At 55.7% G+C, this 26,791-nt stretch carries 22 protein-coding genes; 10 read left to right on the top strand and 12 right to left on the bottom strand.

The genetic code is table 11. The features are described from left to right. Positions 1-160: 160 nt before the first annotated feature. Positions 161-643 (top strand): FKBP-type peptidyl-prolyl cis-trans isomerase, encoded by a 483-nt coding sequence (locus K7H08_RS05925; protein ID WP_009722554.1) that lies wholly within the window; start codon positions 161-163, stop codon positions 641-643. Between the two features lie 67 nt (positions 644-710). Here the strand turns inward: K7H08_RS05925 and nikR are convergent, their stop codons facing one another. After that, positions 711-1,112 (bottom strand): nickel-responsive transcriptional regulator NikR, encoded by a 402-nt coding sequence (gene nikR / locus K7H08_RS05920; protein ID WP_231657453.1) that lies wholly within the window; start codon positions 1,110-1,112, stop codon positions 711-713. A 106-nt stretch (positions 1,113-1,218) separates the two neighbouring features. Here nikR and K7H08_RS05915 point away from each other — a divergent pair, with 106 nt between their 5' ends. Genes K7H08_RS05915 through K7H08_RS05895 form a run of 5 tightly spaced genes read left to right on the top strand, consistent with a single transcriptional unit; the run spans position 1,219 to position 6,074 of the window. Next, positions 1,219-2,799 (top strand): ABC transporter substrate-binding protein, encoded by a 1,581-nt coding sequence (locus tag K7H08_RS05915; RefSeq protein WP_231657452.1) that lies wholly within the window; start codon positions 1,219-1,221, stop codon positions 2,797-2,799. Continuing rightward, positions 2,790-3,770, top strand: coding sequence for an ABC transporter permease (locus tag K7H08_RS05910; RefSeq protein WP_231657451.1), 981 nt, complete (start codon positions 2,790-2,792; stop codon positions 3,768-3,770). Before K7H08_RS05915 ends, K7H08_RS05910 begins: the two co-directional genes overlap by 10 nt. Beyond that, a complete protein-coding gene (locus K7H08_RS05905; RefSeq protein WP_095602368.1) occupies positions 3,767-4,567 on the top strand; it encodes an ABC transporter permease in 801 nt (266 codons plus the stop codon). Before K7H08_RS05910 ends, K7H08_RS05905 begins: the two co-directional genes overlap by 4 nt. 15 nt (positions 4,568-4,582) lie before the next feature. Continuing rightward, positions 4,583-5,437: an ATP-binding cassette domain-containing protein gene (locus K7H08_RS05900; protein ID WP_231657450.1), complete on the top strand. Its 855-nt coding sequence runs from the start codon at positions 4,583-4,585 to the stop codon at positions 5,435-5,437. Continuing rightward, on the top strand, positions 5,430-6,074 hold the full coding sequence (locus K7H08_RS05895) for an ABC transporter ATP-binding protein (protein WP_231657449.1): 645 nt from the start codon (positions 5,430-5,432) through the stop codon (positions 6,072-6,074). The genes K7H08_RS05900 and K7H08_RS05895 overlap by 8 nt, the downstream gene beginning before the upstream one ends. Here the strand turns inward: K7H08_RS05895 and K7H08_RS05890 are convergent. From K7H08_RS05890 to K7H08_RS05875, 4 genes are all read right to left on the bottom strand, one after another. Then, a complete protein-coding gene (locus K7H08_RS05890; RefSeq protein ID WP_231657448.1) occupies positions 6,031-7,218 on the bottom strand; it encodes an MFS transporter in 1,188 nt (395 codons plus the stop codon). The two genes, K7H08_RS05895 and K7H08_RS05890, sit on opposite strands and share 44 nt — an antisense overlap. A 36-nt stretch (positions 7,219-7,254) precedes the next feature. After that, on the bottom strand, positions 7,255-7,893 hold the full coding sequence (locus K7H08_RS05885; protein WP_231657447.1) for a C40 family peptidase: 639 nt from the start codon (positions 7,891-7,893) through the stop codon (positions 7,255-7,257). A 107-nt stretch (positions 7,894-8,000) separates the two neighbouring features. Continuing rightward, on the bottom strand, positions 8,001-10,466 hold the full coding sequence (locus K7H08_RS05880; protein WP_231657446.1) for a DUF1266 domain-containing protein: 2,466 nt from the start codon (positions 10,464-10,466) through the stop codon (positions 8,001-8,003). A gap of 259 nt (positions 10,467-10,725) precedes the next feature. Beyond that, on the bottom strand, positions 10,726-10,968 hold the full coding sequence (locus K7H08_RS05875; RefSeq protein WP_009722543.1) for a GlsB/YeaQ/YmgE family stress response membrane protein: 243 nt from the start codon (positions 10,966-10,968) through the stop codon (positions 10,726-10,728). A gap of 159 nt (positions 10,969-11,127) precedes the next feature. On the opposite strand from K7H08_RS05875, the gene K7H08_RS05870 reads away from it, so the two are divergent. The 4 genes from K7H08_RS05870 to K7H08_RS05855 are packed head-to-tail and all read left to right on the top strand — an operon-like array spanning position 11,128 to position 14,673. Beyond that, on the top strand, positions 11,128-11,997 hold the full coding sequence (locus tag K7H08_RS05870; protein WP_120385512.1) for a D-hexose-6-phosphate mutarotase: 870 nt from the start codon (positions 11,128-11,130) through the stop codon (positions 11,995-11,997). A gap of 60 nt (positions 11,998-12,057) precedes the next feature. Further along, positions 12,058-12,246, top strand: a complete 189-nt coding sequence (locus K7H08_RS05865; RefSeq protein WP_038482470.1) for a hypothetical protein — start codon at positions 12,058-12,060, stop codon at positions 12,244-12,246. A gap of 4 nt (positions 12,247-12,250) precedes the next feature. Then, positions 12,251-13,639, top strand: a complete 1,389-nt coding sequence (locus tag K7H08_RS05860) for a YcjX family protein (protein ID WP_231657445.1) — start codon at positions 12,251-12,253, stop codon at positions 13,637-13,639. Next, positions 13,636-14,673, top strand: a complete 1,038-nt coding sequence (locus tag K7H08_RS05855) for a YcjF family protein (RefSeq protein ID WP_038482464.1) — start codon at positions 13,636-13,638, stop codon at positions 14,671-14,673. The genes K7H08_RS05860 and K7H08_RS05855 overlap by 4 nt, the downstream gene beginning before the upstream one ends. Before the next feature lie 402 nt (positions 14,674-15,075). On the opposite strand, the gene K7H08_RS05850 is transcribed toward K7H08_RS05855, so the two are convergent. The 7 genes from K7H08_RS05850 to nagA form a co-directional block, all read right to left on the bottom strand. Next, positions 15,076-15,873 carry a Cof-type HAD-IIB family hydrolase gene (locus tag K7H08_RS05850; protein ID WP_231657444.1) on the bottom strand — a complete coding sequence of 266 codons (798 nt, stop codon included), beginning with the start codon at positions 15,871-15,873 and terminating at the stop codon, positions 15,076-15,078. 119 nt (positions 15,874-15,992) lie between these two features. Then, positions 15,993-18,683: a beta-N-acetylhexosaminidase gene (locus K7H08_RS05845; RefSeq protein WP_231657443.1), complete on the bottom strand. Its 2,691-nt coding sequence runs from the start codon at positions 18,681-18,683 to the stop codon at positions 15,993-15,995. Positions 18,684-18,700: 17 nt separating this feature from the next. Next, positions 18,701-20,107, bottom strand: coding sequence for an OprD family outer membrane porin (locus tag K7H08_RS05840; RefSeq protein ID WP_231657442.1), 1,407 nt, complete (start codon positions 20,105-20,107; stop codon positions 18,701-18,703). Positions 20,108-20,298: 191 nt separating this feature from the next. After that, complete coding sequence (gene nagE, locus K7H08_RS05835) at positions 20,299-22,038, bottom strand: N-acetylglucosamine-specific PTS transporter subunit IIBC (protein WP_231657441.1); 1,740 nt, start codon at positions 22,036-22,038, stop codon at positions 20,299-20,301. Between the two features lies 1 nt (position 22,039). Further along, positions 22,040-24,619: a phosphoenolpyruvate--protein phosphotransferase gene (ptsP, locus tag K7H08_RS05830; protein ID WP_231657440.1), complete on the bottom strand. Its 2,580-nt coding sequence runs from the start codon at positions 24,617-24,619 to the stop codon at positions 22,040-22,042. A gap of 29 nt (positions 24,620-24,648) precedes the next feature. Next, complete coding sequence (locus K7H08_RS05825) at positions 24,649-25,668, bottom strand: SIS domain-containing protein (protein ID WP_120385520.1); 1,020 nt, start codon at positions 25,666-25,668, stop codon at positions 24,649-24,651. Beyond that, positions 25,669-26,784: an N-acetylglucosamine-6-phosphate deacetylase gene (nagA, locus tag K7H08_RS05820; protein WP_231657439.1), complete on the bottom strand. Its 1,116-nt coding sequence runs from the start codon at positions 26,782-26,784 to the stop codon at positions 25,669-25,671. Between the last annotated feature and the right edge of the window lie 7 nt (positions 26,785-26,791).

Genomic DNA, 26,791 nt, shown 5'->3' with positions numbered 1-26,791 from the left:
TGTCTAAAGGGGGAAAAGAAGTTGTCGTAGGGTATCCCCGGTTACCCCGTGGCGCAATAGCGCCAAAGGAGTGGGAGGAGGAAAAAGCCTGTTTACCCCCTGACAAGCAAGCTCTCACGCGTTACCATGTTGGGACATGCACTCACCGAAAGGTTATTAAATGCAAATTGCGCAAAACTCGGTTGTCGCGTTCCACTACACCCTGACCAATGATGCAGGTGAAGTGCTAGACAGTTCCGAAGGCCGTGAGCCGCTGACGTATCTACACGGCGCTGGCAACATTATTCCGGGTCTGGAAAAAGAGCTCGAAGGCCGTGCCGAAGGCGATAAGCTGAACGTAAAAGTAACCCCAGAAGAGGGCTACGGTGAAGTTCAAGAACAGCTGATGCAAGAAGTACCTCGCGATGCGTTCCAAGGCGTTGAAAGCATTGAGCCGGGCATGCAGTTCCAAGCCCAGACTCAAGGCGGCCCGCTGATGGTTACCGTCAAGAAAGTTGAAGGCGACACAGTTGTAGTTGATGGCAACCACCCGCTGGCTGGCCAACATCTTAACTTCGACGTTGAGATTGCAACCGTTCGTGAAGCAAGCCAGGAAGAAGTCGAGCACGGTCATGTGCACGGCGAAGGCGGCGTAGAGCACTAAGTTGCTTAACGCGTGCTTATAGGGGCGGCCTTGGGCTGCCCTTTTTAATGAGCGCCCCCCCCCCACTTTACTCCTCAGGGATAATCACTAACTGCCCATAGCGCACGCTACGTGATGAAGTCACTTCATCAGAAAACTGCTTCAACGCGCTGCCCTGCCCCTTTAATAACGCCACTTCCAGACAGCTATCATGATTAATATGCACATGAAGCGTCGATAGCGTTAGATCATGATGATCATGAGAGTGTCGGGTTAAGCGTTTCGATAAGTCTCGCGCCGCATGATCGTACACATAGACAAGCGCGCCCATACACGACGCTTCGGGCGTAACCTCCTCGTTGGCCTGCTTTAACCCACTGCGTGTTAAATCGCGTATCGCTTCTGAGCGGTTTTGGTAGCCGCGCGCATGCATCAATGCATCGACCTCGCTCAGCAGTTCCTCATCCAGCGTTACCGTTACCCGTTGCATATTCTCTCCTAAACTAACGCCGCAAGCGCGGTGCTGCCGTGACTTCCAGCCCTTATAGTATGATGTTATTGTAAAAACATCATACGGTTGGTTTCTGGGGTGCCTCATGCGTCGTACTATCTTACTGGGTCTGGCGGCTACGTGCGTCGCGTTTAGCTCCCCCGCCATCAGCAAAGAGCAATTGGTGTTGGCAATCGGCGGAGAGCCCGAGCAGGGATTCGACCCACTGCTTGGATGGGGCCAGTACGGTAGTCCGCTTTTTCAATCGACGTTGCTAACCCGCGGACGTGACCTTACACCAGAAGCCGGCTTAGCAACGGCATGGACACTGTCAGAAGATCGACTCACCTGGATACTCACTCTGCGCGATGACGCTCGCTTTAGTGACGGCACACCGTTGACTGCCAAGGATGTTGCCTACACCTTTAATGCCGCAAAACAAGCCGGTGGCCGGGCCGATTTAAGCGCACTGAACAACGCCAGCGCCATCGATAACACTACCGTGGAACTGTCTTTAAACGCGCCGCGGATTACCTTTATCGATCAGTTAATGACGCTTGGTATCGTTCCTGACGCTAACAGAGAAAATGGTTATCGCGAAGGGTACGGTAGACAACCGCTGGGCTCAGGCCCTTATCGGCTAGTCGAATGGCAAGAGGGCGAGCAACTAATTGTAGAGCGGAACCCCTATTTCCATGGCCCCATACCGGCCTTTGAACGACTGGTGTTTGTATTTACTGGCGAAGAGTCCACGTTAAGCGCGGCCCATGCTGGGCAGCTCGACCTTGCCGCTGTGCCACCAGCACTCGCCACCAACCTACCAAGCGATATGCAGCGCATCGTAATGGAAAGCGTCGATAATCGAGGTATTCTGTTTCCTATGCAGCCTGCCACGGGCGAGCAGGCCGCGTCTGGTGCGCCTATCGGTAACGATGTTACTGCCGATAGTGCGATACGCCGGGCGGTTAATCTTGCCCTTGATCGAAACACACTCGTTGACGTCGCCCTAAATGGTTTTGGACGCCCCGCCTTTGGCCCAGCTGATGGGCTACCCTGGAGCCTGGATGACGAAGCCTTTGCAGCGCCCGACAGCGACCGTGCCAATGCGCTACTCGATGCAGCAGGCTGGGAGCGCCATGCCGACGGGCTACGCTATAAAAACGGCCAGCCCGCCCGTTTTCGCTTGACCTACCCTGCCAGCGACACCACTCGCCAACTGCTCGCCCAGGTAAGCGCCGAGATGGTACGCCCCCTGGGCATTGAGATGCAGCCGACAGGCCGTCACTGGGACGAAATACAGCGTGAAGCACTGCACCAAGACGCCATCGTCTTCGGCTTTGGCAGTCACAGCCCACAAGAGGTGTACTACCTGTTTCATAGCCAGCACGCGGGGTTTGGCTTCTATAACAGTGGCTATTACTCAAACGCGACAGTGGATAACCACCTAGAAGCCGCTCAAGCGGCCGCAGGGGCAGAAGAAGCGAACCGCCACTGGCAAGCCGCCCAGTGGGATGGCAATACGGGCTATGGCTTTAGGGGAGATACTAGCTGGGCATGGATGGTTAACCTAGCCCATGTATATGCAGCCAATACCTGCCTGGACCTTGGGGAATTAGGCATTGCGCCTCACGGCCACGGCTGGCCAATTACCGCCAACCTGCTTGAATGGCGCTGGACGTGCGATTGATTAAGATCCTGGCAAGCCGCTTAGTACGGCTAGCATTGGTATTGCTGTGCGTCGCGATGGTGACGTTTGGGTTAGTCATGCTTTCGCCTATTGACCCTGTGGATGCCTATCTTGGCCCCCAAATGGCACAGGTAAGCCCCGAACAGCGCGCCCTGATCGCAGAAAGGTGGGGCTTTGATGCCTCGCCTGCCGTTCAGTTTGGTCATTGGCTAAGCCAATTGCTAAGTGGCGAGTTAGGCTGGAGCCATATCTACAATCAACCGGTTAGCGAGGTTATCAGTCAGCGTTTCCAACGCTCTTTTATCTTGCTGGGTAGCGCTTGGCTAATGTCGTTGCTTGTCGGCTTTGCGCTGGGCGTCATCGCCGGTGCGAAAGAAGGCTCACCACTCGACCGGATGATTAGTGGCTACGCCTATGTCACCGCCTCAACGCCTGCTTTTTGGCTTGGCATGCTGGCTGTACTAATGTTTTCCGTTTATCTCGGCTGGACCCCGACCTGCTGCGCCGGACCGGTGGGCGTACTCAACCAAGACGTTAGCATGCTGACTCGATTGCACCACTTAGTACTACCAATGACGACACTGGCCCTGCTAGGCATCGCCACAATCACCCTTCACACCCGCGCACGCATGATAACGCTGATGAACTCCGACATCGCCCTTCACGCTTTTGCCCAAGGAGCCAGCCGATCAGATATCGCCTGGCGTCATGGCCTACGTCATGCCAGCCTCCCGGCACTAACGCTCGCTTTTGCTTCGCTGGGAGAGTTGTTTGGCGGCTCAATACTAATTGAGCAGGTATTTGCCTACCCCGGCCTTGGACAAGCCACTGTTGAAGCAGGGTTACGTAGCGATGTTCCCCTACTGCTTGGGATAGCGTTGTTTACCGCGCTGTTTGTCAGTGTCGGCAATCTGATCGCAGATAGCCTGTATCCACTTATCGACCCACGCATGGCACAGGAACAGCCATGAGGATGATCCAACCACGCTTAGCCGCCGCTGGCTATATTGGCCTTCTACTCATAGTGTTGGTTTTGCTGATAAGTAGCCCATGGTGGGCAGGTCATAGCGCGGCACAAATGCAGTTTGATGCGCGCCTTATGCCACCGAGCACCAGCCATTGGCTGGGCACCGACGCTTTGGGACGCGAGCTATGGTCGCGAACACTGGCTGGGTTAAGACTCAGCTTTTGGGTAGGGCTAAGCGCTGCGCTACTCGGCACACTCATTGCGTTGACACTAGCGACGTTAGCCACACTTTCAACCACGTTAGATGCTCTCGTTAGCCTGCTGATTGACACACTGCTAAGCGTACCGCATCTGATATTGCTACTACTGTTAGCCTTTGCTTTAGGTGGTGGTACACAGGCAGTGATTATTGCCGTGGCGCTTACCCATTGGCCAAGTTTAGCTAGGATACTGCGGGCGGAACTCTTTTCATTACGCCATGCTCCCTATGTCGCTATTTCCCAGGCACTAGGAAAAAGCCGCCGTTTTATTTTAGTACACCACTTACTCCCCCATTTAATTCCCCAGTGCATTGTTGGCGCGCTGTTGTTGTTTCCTCACGCCATTCTGCATGAAGCCGCTCTGACTTTTCTGGGCGTAGGTTTAGACCCAACCCAACCCGCTATCGGGGTATTACTCGCCGATGCCATGCGCTACTTAACCGGGGGCTTTTGGTGGTTAGGGGTATTCCCAGGCCTAGGGCTACTGCTGATGGTGCTATCGATTGATCGTTTAGCGGTGCAATTGCGTCGCGCTCTATAACGGGAGGAAGCTAGTATGCTGAATATAGAGAACCTGATGCTGCAATTGCCCTACTACAAGCACTGGTGGCGACGAGAGTGGACCACCTGCATTGATAACCTGTCGTTAAGCATACAACCTGGTGAAGTACATGCCGTCATTGGTGCATCTGGCGCCGGAAAAAGCCTGCTAGCTTACACAATTATGGGATTACTGCCGGAAGCGGCAAAAACCAGTGGTCAGCTATTTTTTAAAGATGCGCCATTGACCACTGAGCGCCAGCGCCAGCTAAGAGGCCGCCAGTTGGCCCTCATTCCGCAATCGCTCAATGCCCTAGACCCTCTCGCGAGTAGTCAACGCCAAGTCAGCTGGGCAGCTCGCCGGGCAGGGCAAAGCAAAATCGTCGCTTGGCGCAGCGCAGAGCGCGCACTAAATCATTATCAGCTCAATCATCACGCCCAGCGGGCATACCCCCACCAGCTTTCAGGCGGCATGGCGCGGCGTGTTTTAGCCGCCATGGCCCAAATAGGTAACGCTAGCCTGATTATTGCCGACGAACCAAGCGTAGGTTTGGACCCTCAACAGCGCGATCGTGTATTGGCCTCTCTAAAGGCGCTCGCGCTTGAGGGGAAGGCCATCATGCTAATTACTCACGATTTGCGCCATGCATTACCTATAGCCGACCATGTAACGATACTGCGCCAGGGAAAGTGCATTGAAGCTACCCCTGCCATTGCCTTTCAAGGCAATGGGGAACAGCTTAAAAGCACCTATGCCTGCGCGCTATGGAATGCGCTACCCGACAACACCTTTAGTAATCAGGTGCGTGCTAACGAAAGCGCCACCCATGCTGATGCCATCGCCCCGCCTAAGGAGCCAACCATTGCTTGATGCGCGAAAAATCACCTTTGGCTTCCGTTCTCAAGCACCTCTATTAACGCAACTTTCGCTATCACTTGAACGGGGAGAATGGCTGGGGCTAAGCGGTGACTCAGGGGCAGGCAAATCTACGCTGGGAAAACTCTTGGCTGGCTTACTGCGGCCACAACAGGGGGCGATTTATAGCGACGGTAACCCATTCCCCTCTCGTGGACTGCGGCCGGTACAGTGGCTGCCGCAATCACCGGAGCTTGCCGTCAACCCACGTTGGCGAGTAAAGAAAGTACTCTGCGAGGCATGGTGCCCTTCCGAATCATTAATACAGGACTTTGGCATCCAACCTGATTGGCTATCGCGTTTTCCAAGTACCTTATCTGGCGGAGAATTACAGCGGGTATGCGTATTGCGGGCGTTAGCCCCTGGTGTGCGCTATCTGATCGCTGATGAAATCTCAACCATGCTCGATCCCATCACCCAAGTGGAGCTATGGCAGGCAATAAGAAAAGTTGCCGACCGCCACCAACTTGGCGTGTTAGTGATCAGCCATGACGCGGCACTGCTAGCGCGATTGTGTACTCGACGCCTCCATTTAGCCCAAGGTACGCTTAGCGCAGTTCACGACGCTCGAAGCGCCATAAACCAATGCTAATGATTAGCGTGACGCAAAGCAGTAGCCAAGACCCCACCGCTACGCCCTGCCACTGCGCCCAACGCCAAAATGGCTCTAGCCAGAATCCACCAATACTTGCCCCGAGATAGTAAAATACTAAGTACAGCGCTGAGGCACTGCCCCTAGCACCTTGTGCATAGCGACCCACCCAGCTAGAGGCCAGGGAGTGTGCTAAGAAAAACCCAAACGCGTTAATGGTGAGACCAACAATAATCAGCGGCAGCGAATTGGCCAGCGTTACCGCCGTTCCTAGCATCAAAATTAAGATGCCCACGCTCATGCAGCTTGCGGGTGAAAAACGTCCGGCTAATCGGCCTGATAGCGTAGAGCCAAGCGTCCCCCCCAGATAGGTCAGGAAAATCAGCCCCAAGCTGCTAGCCGCTAATTGATAAGGCTCACCAGCCAAACGAAACGTGATATAGCTGTACTGATTGATAAAAATAAGAAAGTTAATTCCGCCCAGGCAATAAGCCGCCAACAGCACCGGCGTGCGCAGATGCCCGAGCAAATCACCGGCCGCTTGGCGAAATTTAAAACGCTTGGGTGTAAAGGCCCGACTATTGGGTAGCAGTCGCCAAAAAACCGCGCACCCGACTACCGTCATGATTCCCACCGCTAAAAATGCCGCTGAGGGGCCACCTAAGGTCGCCGCCCCACCGCCTACAATTCGGCCGCTAATACCACCCAACGAATTGGCGCCGATATACAGACCAACCGCACTGAGCAAAGCGGGCTTTTCAAACTCATCCCCCATCCATGCAATCGCAACGGCAGGCAATCCTCCCAGCACAAAACCCTGCAGTAAACGCAGCAATAATAAGCTTTCGAACGTAGGTGCAAACGCCAATGCGAGGGAGAGACCGCCTGCTAATAGCAACGTGATGCGCATAATAGCCTCACGACCAATCGCATCAGACAGGGGGCCAAATACGAGTAGCGCGAAAGCAAGGGAAAGCGTGGAGGCGGACATCAAAAAACTAACACCTAAGGTAGATACCCCATAGGTGTCTTTCAGCCCGGGTAGCAGCGGTTGCGGGACATATAAGTTGATAAAAACAAGGAACGACCCTAGGCAAAGAGCCGCAGTCGCGCGCCACCAGGCGCGCGTTCTAGCCTCGATCATATGATGTCCACACTAAGCAAAACTGATAGCAGACATTTACGGCATATAGCGGTTACTAAGCTGGGCTAAATTGGTCGGCTCTAGCGCGCGCCGGGACTGCCAATAGTAGCGCTGCCAGTAGCTGTTATCCAAACGAGAGATCATGACTCCTTTGGAAGAGGACGCGTGTAAAAAGCGGCCATCCCCTACATAAATGCCCACATGGTTGTATCGACCTGGGGGGCGGAAGAAGACCAGATCGCCCGCCTGCAGCTCTTGGCGGTCGATCGGGCGTCCCTCATGTACTTGATCATAGGTAGAGCGTGGCAGCTCTAAATTAAACGTGTCACGAAACACATTTCTTACCAGAGCAGAGCAATCAATGCCTTGTTTCGAGGTGCCGCCAATTCGGTACGGCGTCCCCGCCCATCGCTGATGCTGCTCTAAAAGCGCTTGCCGAATGATCGTAGGTGGCGGCGTCTGAAGGCTACGCAGTTGGCCAGTGGCGTTACTGACCGGGGACATTGCGAGGTTTTCACCTTCTGCCAATCCCGGCAGCGCCATTGAGAAGTAATTCTCGGGTGGCTCCATGCCCTGGCGTGAGGCAGAGCCCGCACAACCAGTTAAAACAGCGACAACAGCACAAACACTTACAACACGGACAGCGGTCACAGCGGGGGGTGGTGACGCAACCATGCGCTTAACCTCGTAACAATAAAAATATTTAATGGGAATGAAGTATGAAAAAACTCATTTTTTTCAAACCCTGGACTATAAGCTAATTACCCTGTGCTTGGCGAGCTTCAATGCAATATTCGCTGATCGCCCGGTAACGTATCGATATGTAGCGGCGCAAAGTGGCGCGGTTTATTACCAGGAAAATCAAGGCTCGCCCAGGGACCAGCCAGTATAGGGGCGCCACACAACCATGCGACTAACGCCTGCCGAAACCCAGCCAGAAAGCTTTCTCGCTCAGGTGTTTCGCCCATAAAAAACGAAAAACCGGCGTACATTCCCGCGGAGTACTCTTGCCAGCCAGAATAGTGATTAGCCGCCAGCTTATAAGCACGATCCAACACGTCGGCAAACGCTTGCCGGTCTAACCAGCCAAGCTGGCGCGCCGCAATGGCGAGGTCGACTAATTGAGCAATGTCCCAGGCAGCCATATCTACATCGTTACAACCATCTTCATTACTTTGCACCCGACGCAAGCGAAGCAGATGATGGCGCTCCTCCTCGGCACAATCGCCCGACTCTAAAATAGCGATTTCGGCATCTAAGCGATCAGGATTAAGTGTGTAGGGCGCATAGTTAATCTGGTACTCCTGACGATCCCCAGACTCGAGCATGAAGGTCAAAAATTCCTGCATGTCATCGGCACTGGTCAGATGATAATGGCTTTCCACCCATTCACGGATATCAGCGCACTCTCTAGGGCTTTCCACTTGAGGCTCACTCCACACAGCGCTATTAAGCGGCCCAACCAGCGACATGGCCGTAAAATGACTTAGCGTTGGCCGTTCACCAGGTTCACACCACGCATCAGGATGCCAATTCAACCAATGGAAAAGACTGCCGGGATCCTCTAAGTGCCAGGCAATTTCATTAATTAATGAATCGTGCTCCGGCTCTGGTAAGCAGCTTTCCCAGGCAAACCATGCTTCAAGCAAACGCTTTGGTGTGGCATAAAAGCGACACAGGCAACTACGCAAAGCGCTGGCATGCGTCATCAGTGGTTCACGCTCAAAGAGGCTGCTGTCCAGCGCCATATGTAAGTAGAACGCGAACTTCTCTGCCATATGAATAGTGGCAGCATGACGGCTAACCCCTTTTACTGCATTACGCTGCTTTAGCTCGTCAGACGTAGGCTGACCAAACGGCGTCTGCGATGGCGGCATAACGCCATGAACGGCGTCTGCGGCAAGCTGATTAAGATGATGCGCCTGGGCCGGTAGCCAATAGCGCACCAACGCTTGGTGTCCCTCATCAGCATGCAGGTCTAACGAATCCTGAAGGTAGACCGCCGCCTCGGCACGGCGCTGCTCTGAAATAGGCGCTGATGGATTCAACTGGCGCAGCATTACATCAGGTTCTCGCACGCTGGCCAGGGCCAGTAACCAATGATGGGAAGTATTTCTCCAATGTTTAATACGTTCACGAGACGCACTCAGCGTTGGCTCATCCAGCAGCGAGCTTAGTGGACATTTCCACGGACTATGAGGTGCCTGCGTCAGTAGCTTATGGCGTGTACTCGGCGTCATACCACGCCGATCGACCCCTTCAAACAAGCTTTGGCCTCGCATATAGGCTTTCAGCACCGCGTACCAATCATGGTAACGACGGCTTATTAAGTCAGCCGCATGCGCTGCGAGATCATCAGCCTCCGCTTGGCTTAACCAGCCACAGCAAGCGCCCGCCCACGCCAATTCAACCAGTCGTAGCCAATCCCAAGCGGCCCACTCCAGTGGCTCACCTTGGCTGACGAATGTAGTCAACACCGGTGCATAAGGGGCATCTGCAACAGCACCCCGCTGCCACTCTTGGCGCTGAGCATGGTCCATAGTGAGCAGTTCACGGGCTTCGATATCCCAGCTCTGCCTCTCCCCCTGGGCGCTTAACCACAGCATCACTTCAAGCAACTGATCGCGATCATGAACCTGCCAGATACGTGCTAGCCATTCGGGGGCGTCTGGCCAGTCAGCAGCACTTGCCGGGTAACTGAGCACAGAGCGAAACAGCGCACATAGACGCCACGGCTGTGCTGATTGGCTCTCTGGCCATAGCGCCTGGGGTTCAGGTAATCGTGCCAGTGCGGCGTCAAGAACTTGCCAAGTGATGCCTTCGCCTTCACTTTCTAAATCCGCTAGCGCCTGACAAGCGTCAATAAAGCGATCATCCGCGCCGGTTTCCCACCCTTTCACGCCAAGCGCTCGGCGCAGGTCGGAAAGCCAAGCGCGCAGATCGCTGTAGTCAGACGTAATACGAAGGGTAATATGATGCGCCCACGTTTGCGCCTGAGATTGTGTCAGCCAGCCTGCCGCGCCTGCTAGCGCTGCCCACTCTAGCGCCCCCAATAGTCGATCAGCTTCACCGGCTGGGGCATCCAGCGCAAAAAAGAGCTGATCAGCCAACTCGCCACGGTGTGCAATACCCAGCTGTAGCAGACGTTGTTCGGCCGCTCCCGCATCCACCGTCAGCGGATGCGGCGTAAAGGCCCAATCACACAGCACAAGCTGTTGAGCCCACCAGGCATTCAGTGCATCGGCCAAAAGACACCTCTAAGAAACAGGAAGCTATTAATGAAAATAAAAAAGAGTGAGCAGCCTACACAATAAGGCCGCTTAAAATAAAAAGAGACGCCGTTATAACGACATCGTCAAAATGGCATTGCTAAGAGGGCATAGTGTAACGGAAAGTGGCGCGCAGGCCGATAGCGATGAAACGTTAAAACAAGGCAAAAATCGAGCGCCTAAAACAGCACTGCCCGGCGCAGGGCCGGGCAGTAAATAATGCACTAGGTTGGCTATGCTAAGCGCTTTTAACTTTACTGATTATCCATAACAACACGACTGCACCGACGGTTGCGGTCACCAACGAACCGATAAAACCGCCCGCTTGCAGACCTAACAGGCTAAATAAAAACCCGCCAAGCACTGCGCCAACAACACCGACACCAATATTGCCCAAAATACCAAAACCACCGCCACGCATGATGTTGCCAGCGATCCAGCCAGCCAAACCACCAATAATCAACCACGCAATAAAGCCCATAGTGCCTCCTTGATGTTCACTTTCGTCAGGGTTTTACCTATAACATCTTAACTGCAACGTTTTATCCGCATTGTTTTACGTATAACTGTTGCTTGTCCTACCATAGCACACGGCGCTACGGTCCTGCCCATTTGATACCCTTCCTTACAAGGAAACCCTATGATTCCCGATTCTCTCAAGCAATTACTGTCCGATGTAGACGGCCACCAGCAGGTAACCTGGCAAGGGCGCGACATAGCGCTGTTCAAGATGGCTTGGGGAGAAATGGCAATTAGCCTACAGGGCGCACAAGTGCTGCATTTTGCACCCGCTGACGACACCGGCTGGCTTTGGGTTACCCCCACACCGCAGGCGCTTCCAGGTGCGATCCGTGGTGGTATTCCCCTATGCTGGCCCTGGTTTGGCGACGAACGCTATGCCGATGAAAGCCCTGACCGTAACGGCCCTTTTCACGGACTTGCTCGTCACGCTCAGTGGCGTTTAGACGCGATTGATGATCACGCTGAAGGTATTGAAGTGCATCTCTCTCCTATCGAGCGTCTACATAGTCAGCTAACCGCTCGCGTCGTCATTCAAGCGAATGCCCAACGCTTGAACGTCGAATTAATTAGCGAAAATATTGGCGAAGTACCGGTCAAAATCAGCGGTGCGCTACATACCTATTTGGCGGTTAGTGATGTGCACCAGTGCCGCCTGGAAGGGTTGGCCGGCGCACGTTATTTAGACAAACTGCGCGGTTTTGGCGAAGACCAACAACAGGGCACGCTGGCTATTCGCGGAGCCGTCGACCGTATTTATCACACCAATGAAGCCGTACTGTTGAACGATGGGCAGCGTACGCTGCGTATTGCCAAACAATCCAGCGACTCCACCGTGGTGTGGCACCCAGACAGCGATTTGCCCAGCGATACGCCTGCCGACGCGGCACGTCACTTTTTTTGCGTTGAAGCTGCTAACACCCGCCTAGATCCAGTATGGCTAGTCCCCGGCGCACAACACCTATTAGGTACGACATTAAGCCGCGGTTAATCCTCGGTTCATCAAGGCTTTGTTATCATCAAAGCAATTAATGTTTTTAAGGGAGACATAATGGATCCACAGCAATGGCTGGAGGCTGCCACCTTTGCCTTTAACCTGATCGGCATGGTGGTATGCTTAGTTGGCTTAACACTTGCGCAAAAAATGCAGCGCCGCTGGCCAGGGTATAGCGTCGCTGTGGTTGGGTTTATCATCGCCACCCTACCCATGCTTTCCCAGGTTGTACTAATAAGGAATTGATAGGATGCGCCAGCCGTTAAGTCGCGAACTGAGCAATTTATTAGAGCGAGGCCGTGACCGGCAATTAAGGCTGGCGGTAACGGGGCTGTCTCAGGCAGGGAAAACCGCGTTTCTAACGTCACTGGTTAACCAACTGCGCCACGCTGGGGTAGAGGCTCAACTAGACTTGTTACCCGCCGCCCGTGAAGGGCGTTTGCTGGGTGCGCAGCGGTTGAACCAACCTGACCTTGGCGTGCCGCGTTTCCCCTATGACCCAGGCATGGCGGCGCTACGTGCTACGCCGCCGCGCTGGCCCGAACCCACCCGTGGCATCAGTGAACTGCGCTTACAGCTACGCTACCGCCCTGCCCAACAAGGCTGGTTCACCCCAGACATTGCCCACTTAACCCTCGACTTGTTCGACTACCCAGGCGAGTGGCTGCTGGATTTACCCCTGCTACAGCACGACTTTTACAGCTGGTGCCAGGCGCAGTCACTGCATGAAGGGCCATACCGGAAGGTGTTATTCAACGAATGGCTAGCGGAGGCTGAACAACTAGACCCTGCCGCCGAGGCTGATGAAGCTAAACTGGCAGCCCTCGCAGATGCCTATGCCCAAGGTCTTCGCCGGGCTAAACAGGCAGGCTTTTCCGATCTTCAGCCAGGACGTTTTTTGCTCCCTGGCGAGCTAGATGGCGCGCCAGTACTGCAATTTTTTCCGCTACCTGAATTAAATGCACCAAAAGAAACCCTGGAAGCACTACCTGATACTAGTATTTACGCCACCTTGGCCGCGCGCTTTCGCTACTATCAGCAGCAAGTGGTACGGCCCTTTTATCGTGACCATTTCCGTCGTTTCGACCGTCAGATTGTGCTGGTCGATGTGCTTGGTGCGCTTAATGCCGGGCCGGAACGCTTTGAAGACCTCTCCCATGCGCTGCGCCAGCTGATGCAAAGCTTCGATTACGGCAAGCGCAGCCTGTTGACGCGTCTATTTGCGCCGAAAATAGACCGTCTGGCCATTGCTGCAACTAAAGCTGACCACGTGACGCCCGACCAACACGGCAATGTTGTGCAACTGCTGGAGGCGTTACTTGCTGAGCCACTTAAAGACCTGCGTTTTGCCGACATTCCGGTGAAGGCATTGTCACTGGCTGCCATACGCGCCACTGAAGCCCGTGAAGTGCTCCACGAAGGCAAGCGCACCCCCGCGCTAAAAGGCACTACCCTTGAAGGCGAAGATGTACTGGTCTACCCAGGTGACGTGCCAAACCGTCTTCCGAAACCCGATTTTTGGCTGCAGCAGGGCTTCGACTTTCCCAGCTTTCGCCCAATGTCTGTTGACAGCGAAGCGCTTTCACACATCCGCATGGACGCCGCTATCGACTGGCTGATTGGAGATAAATTGATATGAGTAATCCTCAGCCGCGCCGGGATTTCCAGACAGAAGAAGCACCCGCCCCCAGCCCCGAACAGTTGCGGCAGCGTGAAAGCTTTGCCGCGACTGAATCGCATCAGCCGCTAACTCCCCAGGCAGACCTCCAAGCACTTCCGGAAGCGAGCCTGAGCACACCCCGAAAGCGCCGTTGGGGGTTGATGTTTGCCCTGGTAGGCGGTGCCACTTTGGGCAGCGTAGAACTTGCCACCGGCATTCCAGACGCCTTTTCCCAGTCACAGTGGATGACCATGGCCTGGCAGCTGTTTGGCATTAGCTTGATTGGTTTAGGCGGTCTGTCGTTGTTGAAAGAGCTTGGCCGCCTGCGCCGCTTAAAGCGCCATGACCGATTACGCCATGACCTAGCCGAGCTGCCACAACGCTCTACCAAGCAAGCCCAATCCATGGCAGAGCAGCTCAAGCGCCAGCTAAAACTGAGCGACGATGATCCTCATTGGCAGGCGTTTCAACGCGCCTGCCAGCCCCATCATAGCGGTGAAGAGATACAAACACTGCTGCGCTACCACCTACTAGCACCCCGCGACCGCGAAGCCCAACGCCTGATTACCCGTATGTCTGGCGAAACGGCCATTATGGTGGCCATCAGCCCGCTTACATTGGTGGATATGGCACTGGTGGCCTGGCGCAGCCTTGCCATGGTCGACAGACTCTGCCGACTTTATGGATTGGAACTAGGCTATGCCAGTCGCTTGCGGCTTTTCCGTAATGTGCTGCATAACATGGCCTTTGCGGGGGCCAGTGAACTGGCCACTGATGCCAGCATGGATATGCTTTCGCTTGATTTGGCAGGCAGGCTTTCCGCCCGTGCGGGCCAAGGTTTGGCCACAGGCCTACTGAGCGCCCGTTTAGGGCTACGCGCCCAGCGTCTATGTCGCCCGGTGGCCTTTACGGATGAAGAGCAACCCAAGTTGGCCGATCTACGCCAAGACCTGTGGAGGCAAATCAAACGGCTCGATAAAGAGCCTACCCCCGCCACGCGTCATCAAAAGTAAGCGCACTTTGTAAGCTAGCGCTCCCTCCCACAAAGTAGCGCTGAATGCCTTTGTGGGAGGCCGATCTATTTACGCCAAGCGCTGTTCAGTCTCGGCATCAAACAGCACGGCGCGGGCCATATCGACGCGTAGCGACAAGCGTTCGCCGGGGGCAATTGCGCTGTCATTCTGTAGCCCAGTAAAGTTCACTCAATTAGTCTATACCGGTCATATATAAGTATCTGTAGTTCGCGGATTTCCGAGTCGTCATCAATGACCATCAAGGTAGCAGGCGTGGTTGTCATGGTAGCAAAGCGCCCTTGGGTGGTTGGCTGGTTATTATCATTTTAGGGGCTAGATGATGGTGGAGTGGCCACCCTATCGCAAGCAGCCATCGACCAAGGTTGCAGCGTGAAGCGGTTATTACAGCGCGAAGCGTTTTGCTAGCCACCGAGCCACAGCCGCTTCGCCATGATGGCCGATACGCTCAGCGTTGGAAACTCGATCAAAAAGCTCAGGGTGGGCGTTGTTCATTACCTGGGCTTCCCCTGCCAGATTAAGCATTTCAGTATCGTTTAGGTTATCGCCAAATGCTAAGCACTCTGCCGGCGTCAGCTTTAGCTTTTCCAGCAGCGCCGTTAAGGCCACGCCTTTATTAACGCCACCCGCCATAATTTCTAAAGAGTCGATCGTTGAGTATGTGATATGTAGGCTGTGGCCATGCGCCTCCTGGGCCTGACATTCCAGTTGCGCTAACGCAGCCGGATCGCCTATGTAGAGCACTTTACCAACCCCATCAGCATCCATCGCTGCCTGCGGCACAACCTCGTAACGAAAGCCCGTCGAGGCATGCAATGACAACAGATGCGGTGCGTCGGCATCGATATACCAGCCGCTTTCACGGTAAAGGTTGAGCCTTACCTGGGGCGGGCGCGGCAACTGAATAAGCGTTTCGACGTAGGCTGGTTCAAGATGGGTCGCACTCAAAAGTGTGCCGTCTGGAGCATGGATATATGCCCCGTTGGTACTGATTAAATAGGCAGGGATATCCAACTGATCGCGAAACACGCGCATATCGTTATAGTGGCGACCAGACGCCAGCGCGACATGATGGCCCTGCGATACAAGCGCTCTCAGCACCTCAATAGTGTTGTCGTGCAGCTGGTGGTCGCTGCCTAACAGCGTACCGTCAAGGTCGGAAACGATAAGGCGTGATGTCATGGTGCACTCCTGATGATAGAACTTCTCAGCTTATCCGATTACGCTCGTCGCTCCCAGCCGGATCAGAGCCCTCTAAGGCAACGCCGCCTGAAGAGGGCTCTTCGCTATCTTAACGCTGGTTAATTTAGCGTCACGACACGGCTATGCCGCTGACCATTGGCACTGGCACTGCGTAATAGCACCGTATTTTCCACCTCGGGGGGCACGTTGTCCTGATAGACCTGCCAGCTCGCCCCGTCGTCCAAAGAGTACTCAATACTTACTCCTGGTAGCGCGACATTGGCCACTAGCCTACCCGCTTCAACCCGGGCTCCTGGCAGCGGCAGACGATAAGCGATTCCATCACGGTCTAGCCGTGGTAGGACACGCTGGCCAAGCAGGTTGGCAAAACGCTGCCAGTCCTCGATCAACGACTCATCGTCAACAAAGGACGTCTCGCCACCGATGAACGCCTGACCCGGTTGATGATCGAGTTCCCACTCGGCTTGGTGCCAGGCTCGCTCGGCCAACGCTAGCAGACGCGGGAAGATCATGTACTCCATCTGCGTCTCGCTACGTACCGTTTCACCCCAGGCTTGCGCGGAAATCCCCCGAGCACCTTGCCACCCCTGGGCGCTCTCGGAACGAAAGGTATTGCCGTCTCGGTCAACTGAGGTTTCCGCATTTTGCGCTAGATTATCGGGGGCAAAGGAGAACACTTTGCGAGTATCGGTGAAACGTGTCGCCCAGTAGTAGCCTCGTTCGTGTGGATTGACCTCGTAGGGCATATCGAAGTAGAGATAATCTGGGCTCGAAAGAATCACCTCATAGCCCCGCGCCTGCCACTCGGCCACTGACTGGCTACCGCCCCAAAACAGCGGATCCCAGAAATTGACAGCAACCTGCGGCGTCGCAAACTCGGCGGCGGACTCAACATGCTTAAGGCCGTCTTGCCAGGCTGACATCCGCGCTATTCCGTAGCTATCAGCGAGTTGATTGACCTGTAGGGCAAAACGGCTCGGCAGTTCCTCTACAGAGGCGACCTCTCCATCGGCAACGCTCTGTTGGCAAATTGGCGACGCCTCCCAGGGATGGTGCTGATCACTCTGGTCGATAGTTCCTCGCCAGTCGACCGGTTCTTCGGCATCGATATCCTGAAAACCATGACCCAGCAGGATATTCTTGGCTTCATCACCACCAAAGTGCCAGTTGTCCAGCGCCTGGCCCGCCTCTTGGTGCATCAATACCACTTCGCCCATCACTTTATCGACAAAGCGGTTCGTCGACTCAAGACAGGGATTGAGGTAGCTGCGACGATCATAGAGCTGAACCGACAGCGTATTGGACGTATCTTCGGGGTCGATTAATCGATACTCGTTGGCTGCCGCACTATCGCCCTCCATCAGCCGACGATGTCGCGCTTCCATAGCCACCACAGCGGCGCGAGCATGGGCCGGCATATCAATCTCAGGCACCACCTGAATATGGCGAGCCTCGGCATAGCGAACGATATCGATATAATCCTCACGGGTGTAGAAACCGCTACCGGCAGTATCGTCCTCTGGCCCAGAGCCCAGCTGAGGTAAAAGGCAGTTCGTTTCTGCCAGATCATGACAGCGCTTGCTGCCTACTTCGGTTAATTCCGCCAACCCCGGAATTTCCAGCCGCCAGCCCTCATCATCAGTGAGATGGAAATGGAAACGGTTGAGCTTGTACGCAGCCATCTGATCAAGCAAGCGCAACACTGAGGCCTTATCTTTGAAATTCCGTGCAACATCCAGCATGACACCGCGATAGTCGTAACGTGGAGCGTCATCAATGTCCATCGCTGGCACCAATCCCGCCTCATCCATGGCCGCTATTAGCGACTGGACAGCGTAGAAAGCCCCAGTGGCGTCAAAGGCCAGAATATCGGCACCGGACTCATTGAGCTGCAGGCGATAGCCCCCCTCCCGTGCCAATGCTTCATCGAGAACGTCTGACTCAGAGGCCAAGCGGGCTCGGATCACCAAGCTGTCGCCACCTTTGTTGACGGGGATGTCGAGCCGTTCAAAGCGCTCTCCCAGTACCGCTAGGCTGGCCTCGCTCAGCATTGGCATCTCGAGGCTGACCCCTTCAGACAAATCGAGAGTAGCCTCTCCCAGGCGAGATGAGCGCGGTGTCGGCAAAATAGCTCCACGCAATGCGTCGGCGGGCATTGCAGTGGCCGCAGTGTTGCGCTCGAAGCGTGTCTCGGCCGTCATCACCACGTTGTTATCGTCCGGTGTACGCATAAGCTGCTCACCGAAAGGCGCACGGACAAAATCGGTCAGCACTTCGTCACGGGTATTATCAATAACCGCTGTTTCATCGCCCACTGCCAGGTACCAGTTGGGCATCACATCGGTCATGAATAGCTGCCAGTACTCACCCACGATGGGAATTTCCAGGCTCTCTCCAGCGTCCAGTCCAGTAAAGGTGTCATTGGGTTCAAGGCGATGGAGATCCCCTGTGATACGCGTCAGCGACAGTTCAGGATGATCCATCTGCAGCAGACGACGAATACTCGAGAAATACAGCCCCCAGTCGCTCGCCTCAATGGCCTTATCGGAGGTATTGGTCAAAAGGATCGTCGCGGTGAAGCAGGCGGCGTAATCCGCCCCCAACCTCTGGCAGTCGATATCATGCGCCTGTGGCTGGTTGGCGGTTATCGTGTACTGCACGTCCAGCCGCTGCGCCAAGTCGCGGGCAGACGACGCGTCAAGCTGAGTGGTTTCGCTGGCTTGGGCTGCCGCCGAGCTGATTGCAACCCCGATAGCCAGTGTCGTTAGGGCCTTCGTCAATGTTGTCATTGTTTTCACCTCAAGCATTACAGAATCGAGAAAGGAGCCACGACCGTGAACTTGATGTCGTGTTCATCTTGAAAGGCATTTTTAAAGCCGCCATCTCCCCAGGAGGCGTAGTCGGTGCGGTTGTCGTAGCGGGTATAGTGCAGTTGAAAACGCGTGCCCTCGGCCCAGCCATTCTGAACTTTGTAATGCACGTCAAAGTTCCAGGCGGACTCACTAAAGCGGCGCCCGGGGTCCTCAAAACCTGAGTAGGGACGAGCATCCCAGCCATAAGCATGAGCCAAGCCCAGTGACCAACCAGGCAAATCCCAGCCTTCCAGGTCATAGGTGACACCGGCGTAGAGGGACTTTTCACCATCGTGATTCCAGTCGGACCGGGCATCCCACCAGATATCTAAGCGGCCGTTGGACGATGCATAAGGAGTGGTCATTCGCGGCAGGAAGTAGCCCTGAGACCCAGGTGCATGCACCCAGCTAAACTCAAGCCGCCAATCGAAGGCACCTTGATCATAGTGAGCGGTAAGCACCTGTTGCCAGGCAGTGCCGTCATAGACGTCGTTGGCCGAACCATCGTCATGACGGTCACGGGCGGCGTAGGCCTGGTAACTCAAACGCAGCGGGGAATCGTTCAGCTGGGTGGCATAAGAAACCTTACCGAACCCTTGATCCATATAGCCCTGGGCTTGCCCAAAAGCCGCCTCGAGCACCAGGTCTTCGGTGATTTCGTAGCGTGCTCCCAGCGAGTGCAGATAGTCGATCGTCTCTCCATCAGCTTGGCGGAACTCGTAGAAGCTCTGATACCAAGGGGCCTTGTAACGATCAGCATGAAAATAGCTCAGCGATAGGTCACCTATCCTGGCGCCGAGTTCTCCACCGCGATAAGTGCCTGGTAGGAAGGACCAGTTAGGGGCGATGACACTGGTGCCTTGGGGCTGCAGATACCCTAACCGCCCCCACATATCGCCAAACTTGAACTTGAGTGCGGCCCGGTAGAGGCTGGCACCATTCGTTTCCTTACCGTCCCAGCGCTCTTCCCACAGAGTGCTTGCTGGACGAAAATTGAATTCCGTGCCCTGGTGACGGTTCTGAAAGTCGTAGGCAGCAAAGGCGGCTAGATCCAGCCCCACAACGCCCCCCGCGTGACCACTCGAGAAGTCGACAGCCAGATTGGCGGTGGAGTGCTGCAGATTGGAAGCGTAAGCCCCTGGAGTGCCCTCGCCATCCGGCCCCATACCTCCCGAGCGACGATCACGGTCGCGATAGATATAAAACAGGGTGGTCTCAAGGCTGGCCTCTTCCATAAAGCCCTGAGGCTCGTCGGCGGAAGACGTCAAAGGAACCAACGATAAAGTACCGATCAGGGCTAGTTGACCAAAGCGACCTAACGGCTGCCCTTTTTGGGGCGTAGGTATGCTTGATATCAGCATGGCGTCGTATCCGATTGTTGTTGATTTTGTATTAGCGTTGCAGTGATGTGCGCGTTTTAAAGACGTGCGGGGTCTGTGGGGCAGCGCAACGCTGCCCCATAAACATGGGTCTATACGTAGAAGTCTTGGCTAAATCGCCACGGCTCCCCGTTACTCAGCCGTTGCCGAGTAACGGGTGTCGATTACGAGCGTTAGGCTCTTAGTGAATGCGCGATAGTAGCGGCTTGATCGCCGACGATCAGATGCCATGTATTGCCGTTCAACGCTTGGATGCCTCTACATCCCAGTTGGTCAAGCGCTGCGCTGTCTAGACCAGCGCCATCGACTAGCTCCACGCGCAGGCGTGTCTGGGCTTGGACGTCCAGCCGTTGCACGTTGGCATTACCACCTAAGGCAGCCATCCAGCGTTGGGCCACCTCGGCGGGCAATGCAGTCGGTTGAGAAGGGTTTGCGGGGGTACCAGGGCTATGTTCAGAAGGACTATGTTCAGAAGGGCTATGAGAAGAGGTATTAGCATCAACCGCCGCTCCACTCTGCTTGAGCGCTTGTCGAATCTCATCTGCGATACCATCTGCAATGGGCCCCATCACTACCTGGAGACCACCGCCCTGGAGACGCATAATCCCCCGAGAGCCCAACGATTTCAGAGCCGGCTCATCAATTGCCTCAGGATTCTCCAGCACCAAGCGTAACCGAGTCGTACAGGCACCTACGCTTTGCAGGTTGCTCGCGCCACCTAACGCCGTGACAAACGCGGGGCCACGCTCACCGAGTGGTGTTGGGGCTGCTGCGGAGGAAGCACTTTCCGGCTCGCGCCCTGGGGTAGGTAGATTAAAGCGGACGATGGCCCAGCGAAATACCGTGTAGTACAGAACAAAATAGACGAGGCCGACAGGCAGCATCAGCCAACCATTGGTGGAAAGCCCGTAAGAGAGTGCAAAGTCAAAGGCCCCTGCGGAGAAGGTGAAGCCAAGCTTCACGTCCAGCCAGTGCAGCAGCGCCATGGAAATGCCCGTTAACACTGCGTGCATGCCATAAAGCAGCGGTGCCAGGAACATAAAGGTGAATTCGATGGGTTCGGTGACACCGGTCAGGAAAGCCGTCAATGCCAGCGAAAGTAACAAGCCACCCACCTGGGCACGGCGTCCTTTTGGTGCGGCATGATACATGGCCAACGCCGCGGCTGGCAGGCCGAACATCATTACCGGGAAAAAGCCCGCCATAAAGCGCCCTGCTTCAGGGTCACCGGCAAAGAAACGATTAAGGTCGCCATTGGCCACTACCCCAGAGGCTGTCTCGAAATTACCGAAGACGAACCACACCAGGCTATTCAGCACGTGGTGCAGCCCCGTCACAATCAACAAACGATTAATCGTTCCGTACACGAAAAGTCCCAGCTCACCGGCGCCAATCAGCCAGTGACCAAGTGCATCAATGCCATGTTGGATGGGCGGCCAAATCACCCCAAAAACAACCCCCATTGCTACTGCAGCTAGGCCAGTGGCAATAGGCACAAAGCGTCGCCCACCAAAAAAGGCCAAATAATCAGGGAGCTGAATCGACTTATAGCGATTATAAAGCAGGCCTGCAACGCTGCCGGCAATAATCCCTGCCAGCACCCCCATATCGATCTCAGGGTTAAGCGCGGTTAGCACCGCATCTAGCACCAGATAGCCAATCACCCCGGCCAGGCCAGCAGCGCCGTTACTATCATCCGCGAAGCCTACGGCTAGGCCGATAGCAAAAATCAGCGCCAGGTTGGCGAAAATGGCCTGGCCAGCGCCAGCAATAAAGGCAATATCCAGCAGATCAGGCTGCCCAAGTCGCAGCAATAGACCTGCAATGGGCAATACTGCGATAGGTAGCATCAGAGAGCGGCCAAGCCGCTGTAGTCCGCCCATTAGGCGGGAACCGAAGGTCGTAGAAGACATTTCAGCACCTCTCAAGGGTCGTTGTTGTTATGTCGGTTTGGTTGGCCTTAGCAAGCCATGCGCTTAAGTGCTGGCGTACAGCGGTCGCATCGTCCAAGGCCAGTAGTGCGGGAAGTTCATCTGCCAGTGCGGCAGCATTCAGGCAACGCAGGGCAGCTTTCACTGCAGGCACACGTGCAGGTTCTACAGAGAGTTCATCGACACCCAGCGCGACGAGCAGAAGCGCGACCCGTTCATCACCCGCGGCGGCACCGCAGACTCCCACGGGGCAGTGCCCTTTCGCGCCGTCTACCGTCGCTTGAATCAGCCGCAGCACCGCGGGATGCAATACATCCGCTCGTGCGGTGAGCGCCGGGTCCTCACGGTCCATCGCCAGGGTGTACTGGGTTAAATCGTTGGTGCCGATTGACAGAAAGTCGGCTTCAACAGCGAGGCTTCTGGCGCACAGAGCAGCACTAGGCACCTCGATCATGGCACCAAGGCGCGGCCGCGCATCGAGTCCCATTTCGCTGGCCAACGTCTCTAAACGCTTGCGCACTTCGCGCAGCTCGCCAACCTCCGTCACCATCGGCAGCATGATATGCAACGTTTCCAACGGCGTAACGCCGAGTAGCGCTCGCAGCTGGGTCTCCAGCAGTTCAGGCTGGCTGGCCCACAAACGAGCGCCCCGCACGCCCAGCGCTGGGTTAGGTACTGACGGCAATCGCAGATAAGGAAGCTGCTTGTCTGCACCAATATCCAGGGTGCGAATAATCACAGGCTTGCCATCTAAGGCCTTCACCGCAGCCTGATACTCATCACGCTGAGTCGCTTCACTGGGGGCACTATCTCGCTCAAGAAAAAGAAACTCACTGCGCAGTAGGCCGACACCATCAGCCCCCGAATCTGCCGCCAAACGCGCCTCTTCGGCGCCACCGATATTGGCGCATACCTCAATTTCTCGCCCGTCCAGAGTCATCGCTGGTTCATGCGCCAACGCTTGCGCTTGCTCAGCTTCATAACGGCGAGCATCAATGCGCTCTGCCACTTCCGCCCGTTGAGTAGCGCTAGGGCTCAACGCCAAGCGCCCATTTTCCGCATCTAGAATGACGCTCTCGCTTGTGGCGCTATTAGCAGCGTCGATTAGGCTCGCCCCCATGGCCACGAGGCAGGGAATACCTCGGGCGCGTGCCAAAATGGCCACATGGGAAGTGGTGCCGCCGCCCGCGAGACACAGCCCAGCAGGGTGCTGGGTAGCAACGGCCACCAGCTCTGAGGGTGTCAGCTCATCAGCAACGACGACGGCCCCTTTAGGCAACTCAGGAAGTGCCGCTTGCTGGTCGTCGCTTAGTTCCACCATCACACGGCGCTGCAAGTCGCGCAGATCAGCAACTCTTGCGGCAAGCAGCGCATTTCCGCTCGCCGCAAGCCTTGCGGCCTCGCCATCAAGCGCCTCACGCCAAGCTTGGCCAGCGCTGCGACCTTCACTAATGTGCTTACCTGCAGCTGCCGCCAAATCGGGATCATCGAGCCAGGCGCCATGGGCAGCAAAGATTTCCGCCTCGGCGCTCTGCCCCTGGCGCGTTGCTTGCGTTTCAGCGTTGGCTAACGCCTCGCCAACGCTTAACAGCGCCTTTTTCAAGCTAGCTGTCTCAACGGCTTCGCCCTCGCCCATCAAGGGCACGGCGGGTAGCGGCAATTGATAAGAGACAAGCGGACCGATGGCTAAACCAGGGCTAGCCACTAAGCCAGCTAGTTCGCCCTCTTTAAGTGCCACTGCGGTTAATGTAGACGACGCAGGTGCGCTATGTTCTTCGGCTTCAGGCGTAGTCAACAGACGCTCGGCGGCATCCAGCGCGGCCTCAGCAGCCTCTCCCTGGGCAGTCAGTTTTAACGTTGCGCCTTCGGTCAGGCCCAAGTTCATTAATGCGCTAAGACTAGCGGCGCTAGCACTGGCAGCGTTGTCGCTTGAACACTCCTGTTGCACCGTCAGATTAACGTTATGCTTTCGAGCAATAGCACGCAGTCGAGCAGCCGGTCGCGCATGCAGCCCCGATGCCAAGGCTAGGGTCACGCGGCGTTCAGCTAACGGCCCATCGGCACGTGTATCGGATTGCTCAATAGCCGTGCGGGTTAGCACCAGTAAAGGCTCACCAAGGGAAACACGCTCACCCTCACGGTGCTTCGACGGCAGTAATTGCCAACCAGCCGCTTCGGTGATCACTAATGGAGTAATCAGCGCACTTGCGCCCAGCGCTAACGCATCGGCATCGAAGCGGCACAGCGGGTCACCCGCGCGCACTTGATCACCTACGGCGACCAAAGGCTCAATACCTTTCCCGTTTAACTCAACCGTATCCAGGCCAAGGTGAAGCAGTAATTCAACACCAGCCGCGGTTCTCAAGGTGAACGCATGATGGGTACGCGCGCACTGCACCACTTCACCATCACAGGGGGAATGCAGGCATTCGCCCAGTGGATCGAGAGCAATGCCCTCTCCCAGGGTTAGGCTGGCGAAAACCGGATCGGGCACTGCTGCTAGGGGTACCACAACCGCCGCCACGGGGGCCCGCAGCGTTAATGATTGATTTGAATCTGACATGGGAGGACTCCCAAGATTGTTGTTATACGTTACAGGGTGCAGGTAACTTTATTGAGGTGCCGTGGGCGATCTGGATCGCTTCCCCGGGCCTCAGCAAGACCAGCCACCATTTGATAAAAGCTCTGAATCACCGACAGTGGCTGCAGAGCCTCATGACCAGCATCTACCAAGGTCAAATTGCGCTGTACCACGCTCTTGTCGGCAGCAAGGACTACCCGGGCGCCAACACTCTTGAGCCACTCGGTTAACTCCAGCAAGCCAGCCTGTTCGGGCCCTGGTGGCGCGAATACCAGCACCGGATAATCAGGGCCAATTAGCGCCATCGGACCATGGCGAACTTCGGCACCGCTAAAGGATTCCGCTTGAATCGCACAGGTTTCTTTAAACTTGAGCGCCGCTTCCTGAGCGACTGCAAGACCTGCTCCACGACCAATCACCATCATCTTGTCGGCATTTAGTAATGCCTCGATGGCTGGGGACCAATCCATCGCCAGGGCCTGGGTCAGTCGTTCTGGAAGTTGTTCCAAAGCAGTGAGTAGCAGGCGGTCTTCCTGCCAGTGGCCGATAAGCTGCGCCATGGCAGAAAGCGTGGCCAAGTAGCTTTTGGTGGCAGCGACACTTTTTTCTTCTCCCGCGTAGAGCGGAATTTCACTATCGCTGGCCGCGCCCAGAGGCGACTGCGGCGTATTGACTAACGCTATCGTTCGAGCCCCAGCGGCAGCGAGCGACTGCTGCATCGCCACTAGGTCAGGGCTTTGTCCAGATTGGGAAACCGCCAAGGACAATTGCCCTGTTAGTCGCCAAGGTGCCTTCGCCAGGGTGGTCAGCGAGGGAGGCAGCGAGGCCACAGGAATGCCTTTACGCTGCATGCATTGGTAGGCGAAGTAGCTGGCGGCATGATCGGAACTACCCCGCGCCACGGTGACTGCGGCAGTCGGCTCGGCAAGGCGCAAGCGTTCACCTAGTGCAGCAAGCAACGCGTGATTACGCTGCAGCTGACCGCGAACACGTTCAGGGGCGTTGCGAGTTTCTTCAAGCATCAAAGACATTTAAGAGGCTCCTTGGGCGTTTCCACAGATATGACGGCCTTCGACATAGACCGCTTGGAGTTGAAGTTGGGGGTCAAGGATGACCAGGTCCGCCAATGCGCCCTCTTGCAGGCGGCCAATGTCGTCGATCTCTAGGAAGTCGGCAGGGAAACGTGACAGGCGATCCGAGGCGTCCGCCAGGGTAAGACCGAGACTAACGAAGTTACGTAACGCCTGATCCATGGTCAGCGTACTGCCTGCCAAGGTGCCGTCAGCCAAACGCACACCTCCCAGACATTTGGTGACGGTCTGCTCACCTAGACGGTAATCACCGTCTGGCATGCCTGCCGCTGCCGTGGAGTCGGTAACCGCATAGAGATTAGGGATGCAACGTAAGGCGGCACGGATGGCACCAGGGTGTACATGCAGCAGATCAGGAATCACTTCGGCGTACTGCGCATGGGCGAGCGCTGCGCCGACCATTCCCGGCTTGCGGTGATGCAGTCCGGTCATGGCATTGAACAGATGAGTAAACCCGCAGGCACCATGAGCCAATGCCTCAACGCCCTCTTCATAGCTGCCAAGCGTATGCCCTATCTGAACCCGCACGCCGCGTTCGCTGAGATGGCGAATTAATGCATAGTGGCCAGCTAACTCAGGGGCAAGTGTCAGTAAGCGGATGGGGGCCAAAGCACACAGCTCATCCACCTCCTCAATCACGCCATTACGCGCATGGGCAGGTTGAGCACCCAGCTTGCCGGGATTGATATAGGGACCTTCCAAATGAACGCCCAATACCTTAGCGGCGTCCGGCTCCTGCGCTTCCATATAGCGGGCGATATCGCCTAACACCTGACGGATCCGCTCATCTGGCGCCGTCATGGTGGTAGCAAGAAAACGGGTGGTGCCAAAACGCACGTGGGTGCGCGCTAGGGTGGCAAGAGCTGTGCCGCCCTCCATGGTGTCGGCACCACCACCACCATGCACATGCAAATCTATAAAGCCGGGAATAATGCGTGGATGGTCATTGGTATCAGGATCTACCGGATCGCCGTCAATGCGCCTAATACGCCCGTCTTCCCAGTGGATCTCTCCCAGGCGCCAGCCCTCAGAGGTGAGAATATTGCCAAACTGCATAAAACCT

The organism is Halomonas sp. IOP_6, from assembly GCF_021151565.1.
In the GTDB taxonomy this organism is placed as follows: Bacteria; Pseudomonadota; Gammaproteobacteria; order Pseudomonadales; family Halomonadaceae; genus Vreelandella; species Vreelandella alkaliphila.
Note: the sequence above shows the minus strand (reverse complement) of the source record. Positions and strands in the feature narration are given on the sequence as shown.

Excerpts from the sequence above, each read along its gene's own strand:
- K7H08_RS05925 (WP_009722554.1), top strand. The coding sequence starts at position 161 with ATGCAAATTGCGCAAAACTCGGTTGTCGCGTTCCACTACACCCTGACC.
- nikR (WP_231657453.1), bottom strand. The coding sequence starts at position 1,112 with ATGCAACGGGTAACGGTAACGCTGGATGAGGAACTGCTGAGCGAGGTC.
- K7H08_RS05915 (WP_231657452.1), top strand. The coding sequence starts at position 1,219 with ATGCGTCGTACTATCTTACTGGGTCTGGCGGCTACGTGCGTCGCGTTT.
- K7H08_RS05905 (WP_095602368.1), top strand. The coding sequence starts at position 3,767 with ATGAGGATGATCCAACCACGCTTAGCCGCCGCTGGCTATATTGGCCTT.
- K7H08_RS05900 (WP_231657450.1), top strand. The coding sequence starts at position 4,583 with ATGCTGAATATAGAGAACCTGATGCTGCAATTGCCCTACTACAAGCAC.
- K7H08_RS05890 (WP_231657448.1), bottom strand. The coding sequence starts at position 7,218 with ATGATCGAGGCTAGAACGCGCGCCTGGTGGCGCGCGACTGCGGCTCTT.
- K7H08_RS05885 (WP_231657447.1), bottom strand. The coding sequence starts at position 7,893 with ATGGTTGCGTCACCACCCCCCGCTGTGACCGCTGTCCGTGTTGTAAGT.
- K7H08_RS05875 (WP_009722543.1), bottom strand. The coding sequence starts at position 10,968 with ATGGGCTTTATTGCGTGGTTGATTATTGGTGGTTTGGCTGGCTGGATC.
- K7H08_RS05870 (WP_120385512.1), top strand. The coding sequence starts at position 11,128 with ATGATTCCCGATTCTCTCAAGCAATTACTGTCCGATGTAGACGGCCAC.
- K7H08_RS05865 (WP_038482470.1), top strand. The coding sequence starts at position 12,058 with ATGGATCCACAGCAATGGCTGGAGGCTGCCACCTTTGCCTTTAACCTG.
- K7H08_RS05860 (WP_231657445.1), top strand. The coding sequence starts at position 12,251 with ATGCGCCAGCCGTTAAGTCGCGAACTGAGCAATTTATTAGAGCGAGGC.
- K7H08_RS05855 (WP_038482464.1), top strand. The coding sequence starts at position 13,636 with ATGAGTAATCCTCAGCCGCGCCGGGATTTCCAGACAGAAGAAGCACCC.
- K7H08_RS05850 (WP_231657444.1), bottom strand. The coding sequence starts at position 15,873 with ATGACATCACGCCTTATCGTTTCCGACCTTGACGGTACGCTGTTAGGC.
- K7H08_RS05845 (WP_231657443.1), bottom strand. The coding sequence starts at position 18,683 with ATGACAACATTGACGAAGGCCCTAACGACACTGGCTATCGGGGTTGCA.
- K7H08_RS05840 (WP_231657442.1), bottom strand. The coding sequence starts at position 20,107 with ATGCTGATATCAAGCATACCTACGCCCCAAAAAGGGCAGCCGTTAGGT.
- nagE (WP_231657441.1), bottom strand. The coding sequence starts at position 22,038 with ATGTCTTCTACGACCTTCGGTTCCCGCCTAATGGGCGGACTACAGCGG.
- ptsP (WP_231657440.1), bottom strand. The coding sequence starts at position 24,619 with ATGTCAGATTCAAATCAATCATTAACGCTGCGGGCCCCCGTGGCGGCG.
- K7H08_RS05825 (WP_120385520.1), bottom strand. The coding sequence starts at position 25,668 with ATGTCTTTGATGCTTGAAGAAACTCGCAACGCCCCTGAACGTGTTCGC.
- nagA (WP_231657439.1), bottom strand. The coding sequence starts at position 26,784 with ATGCAGTTTGGCAATATTCTCACCTCTGAGGGCTGGCGCCTGGGAGAG.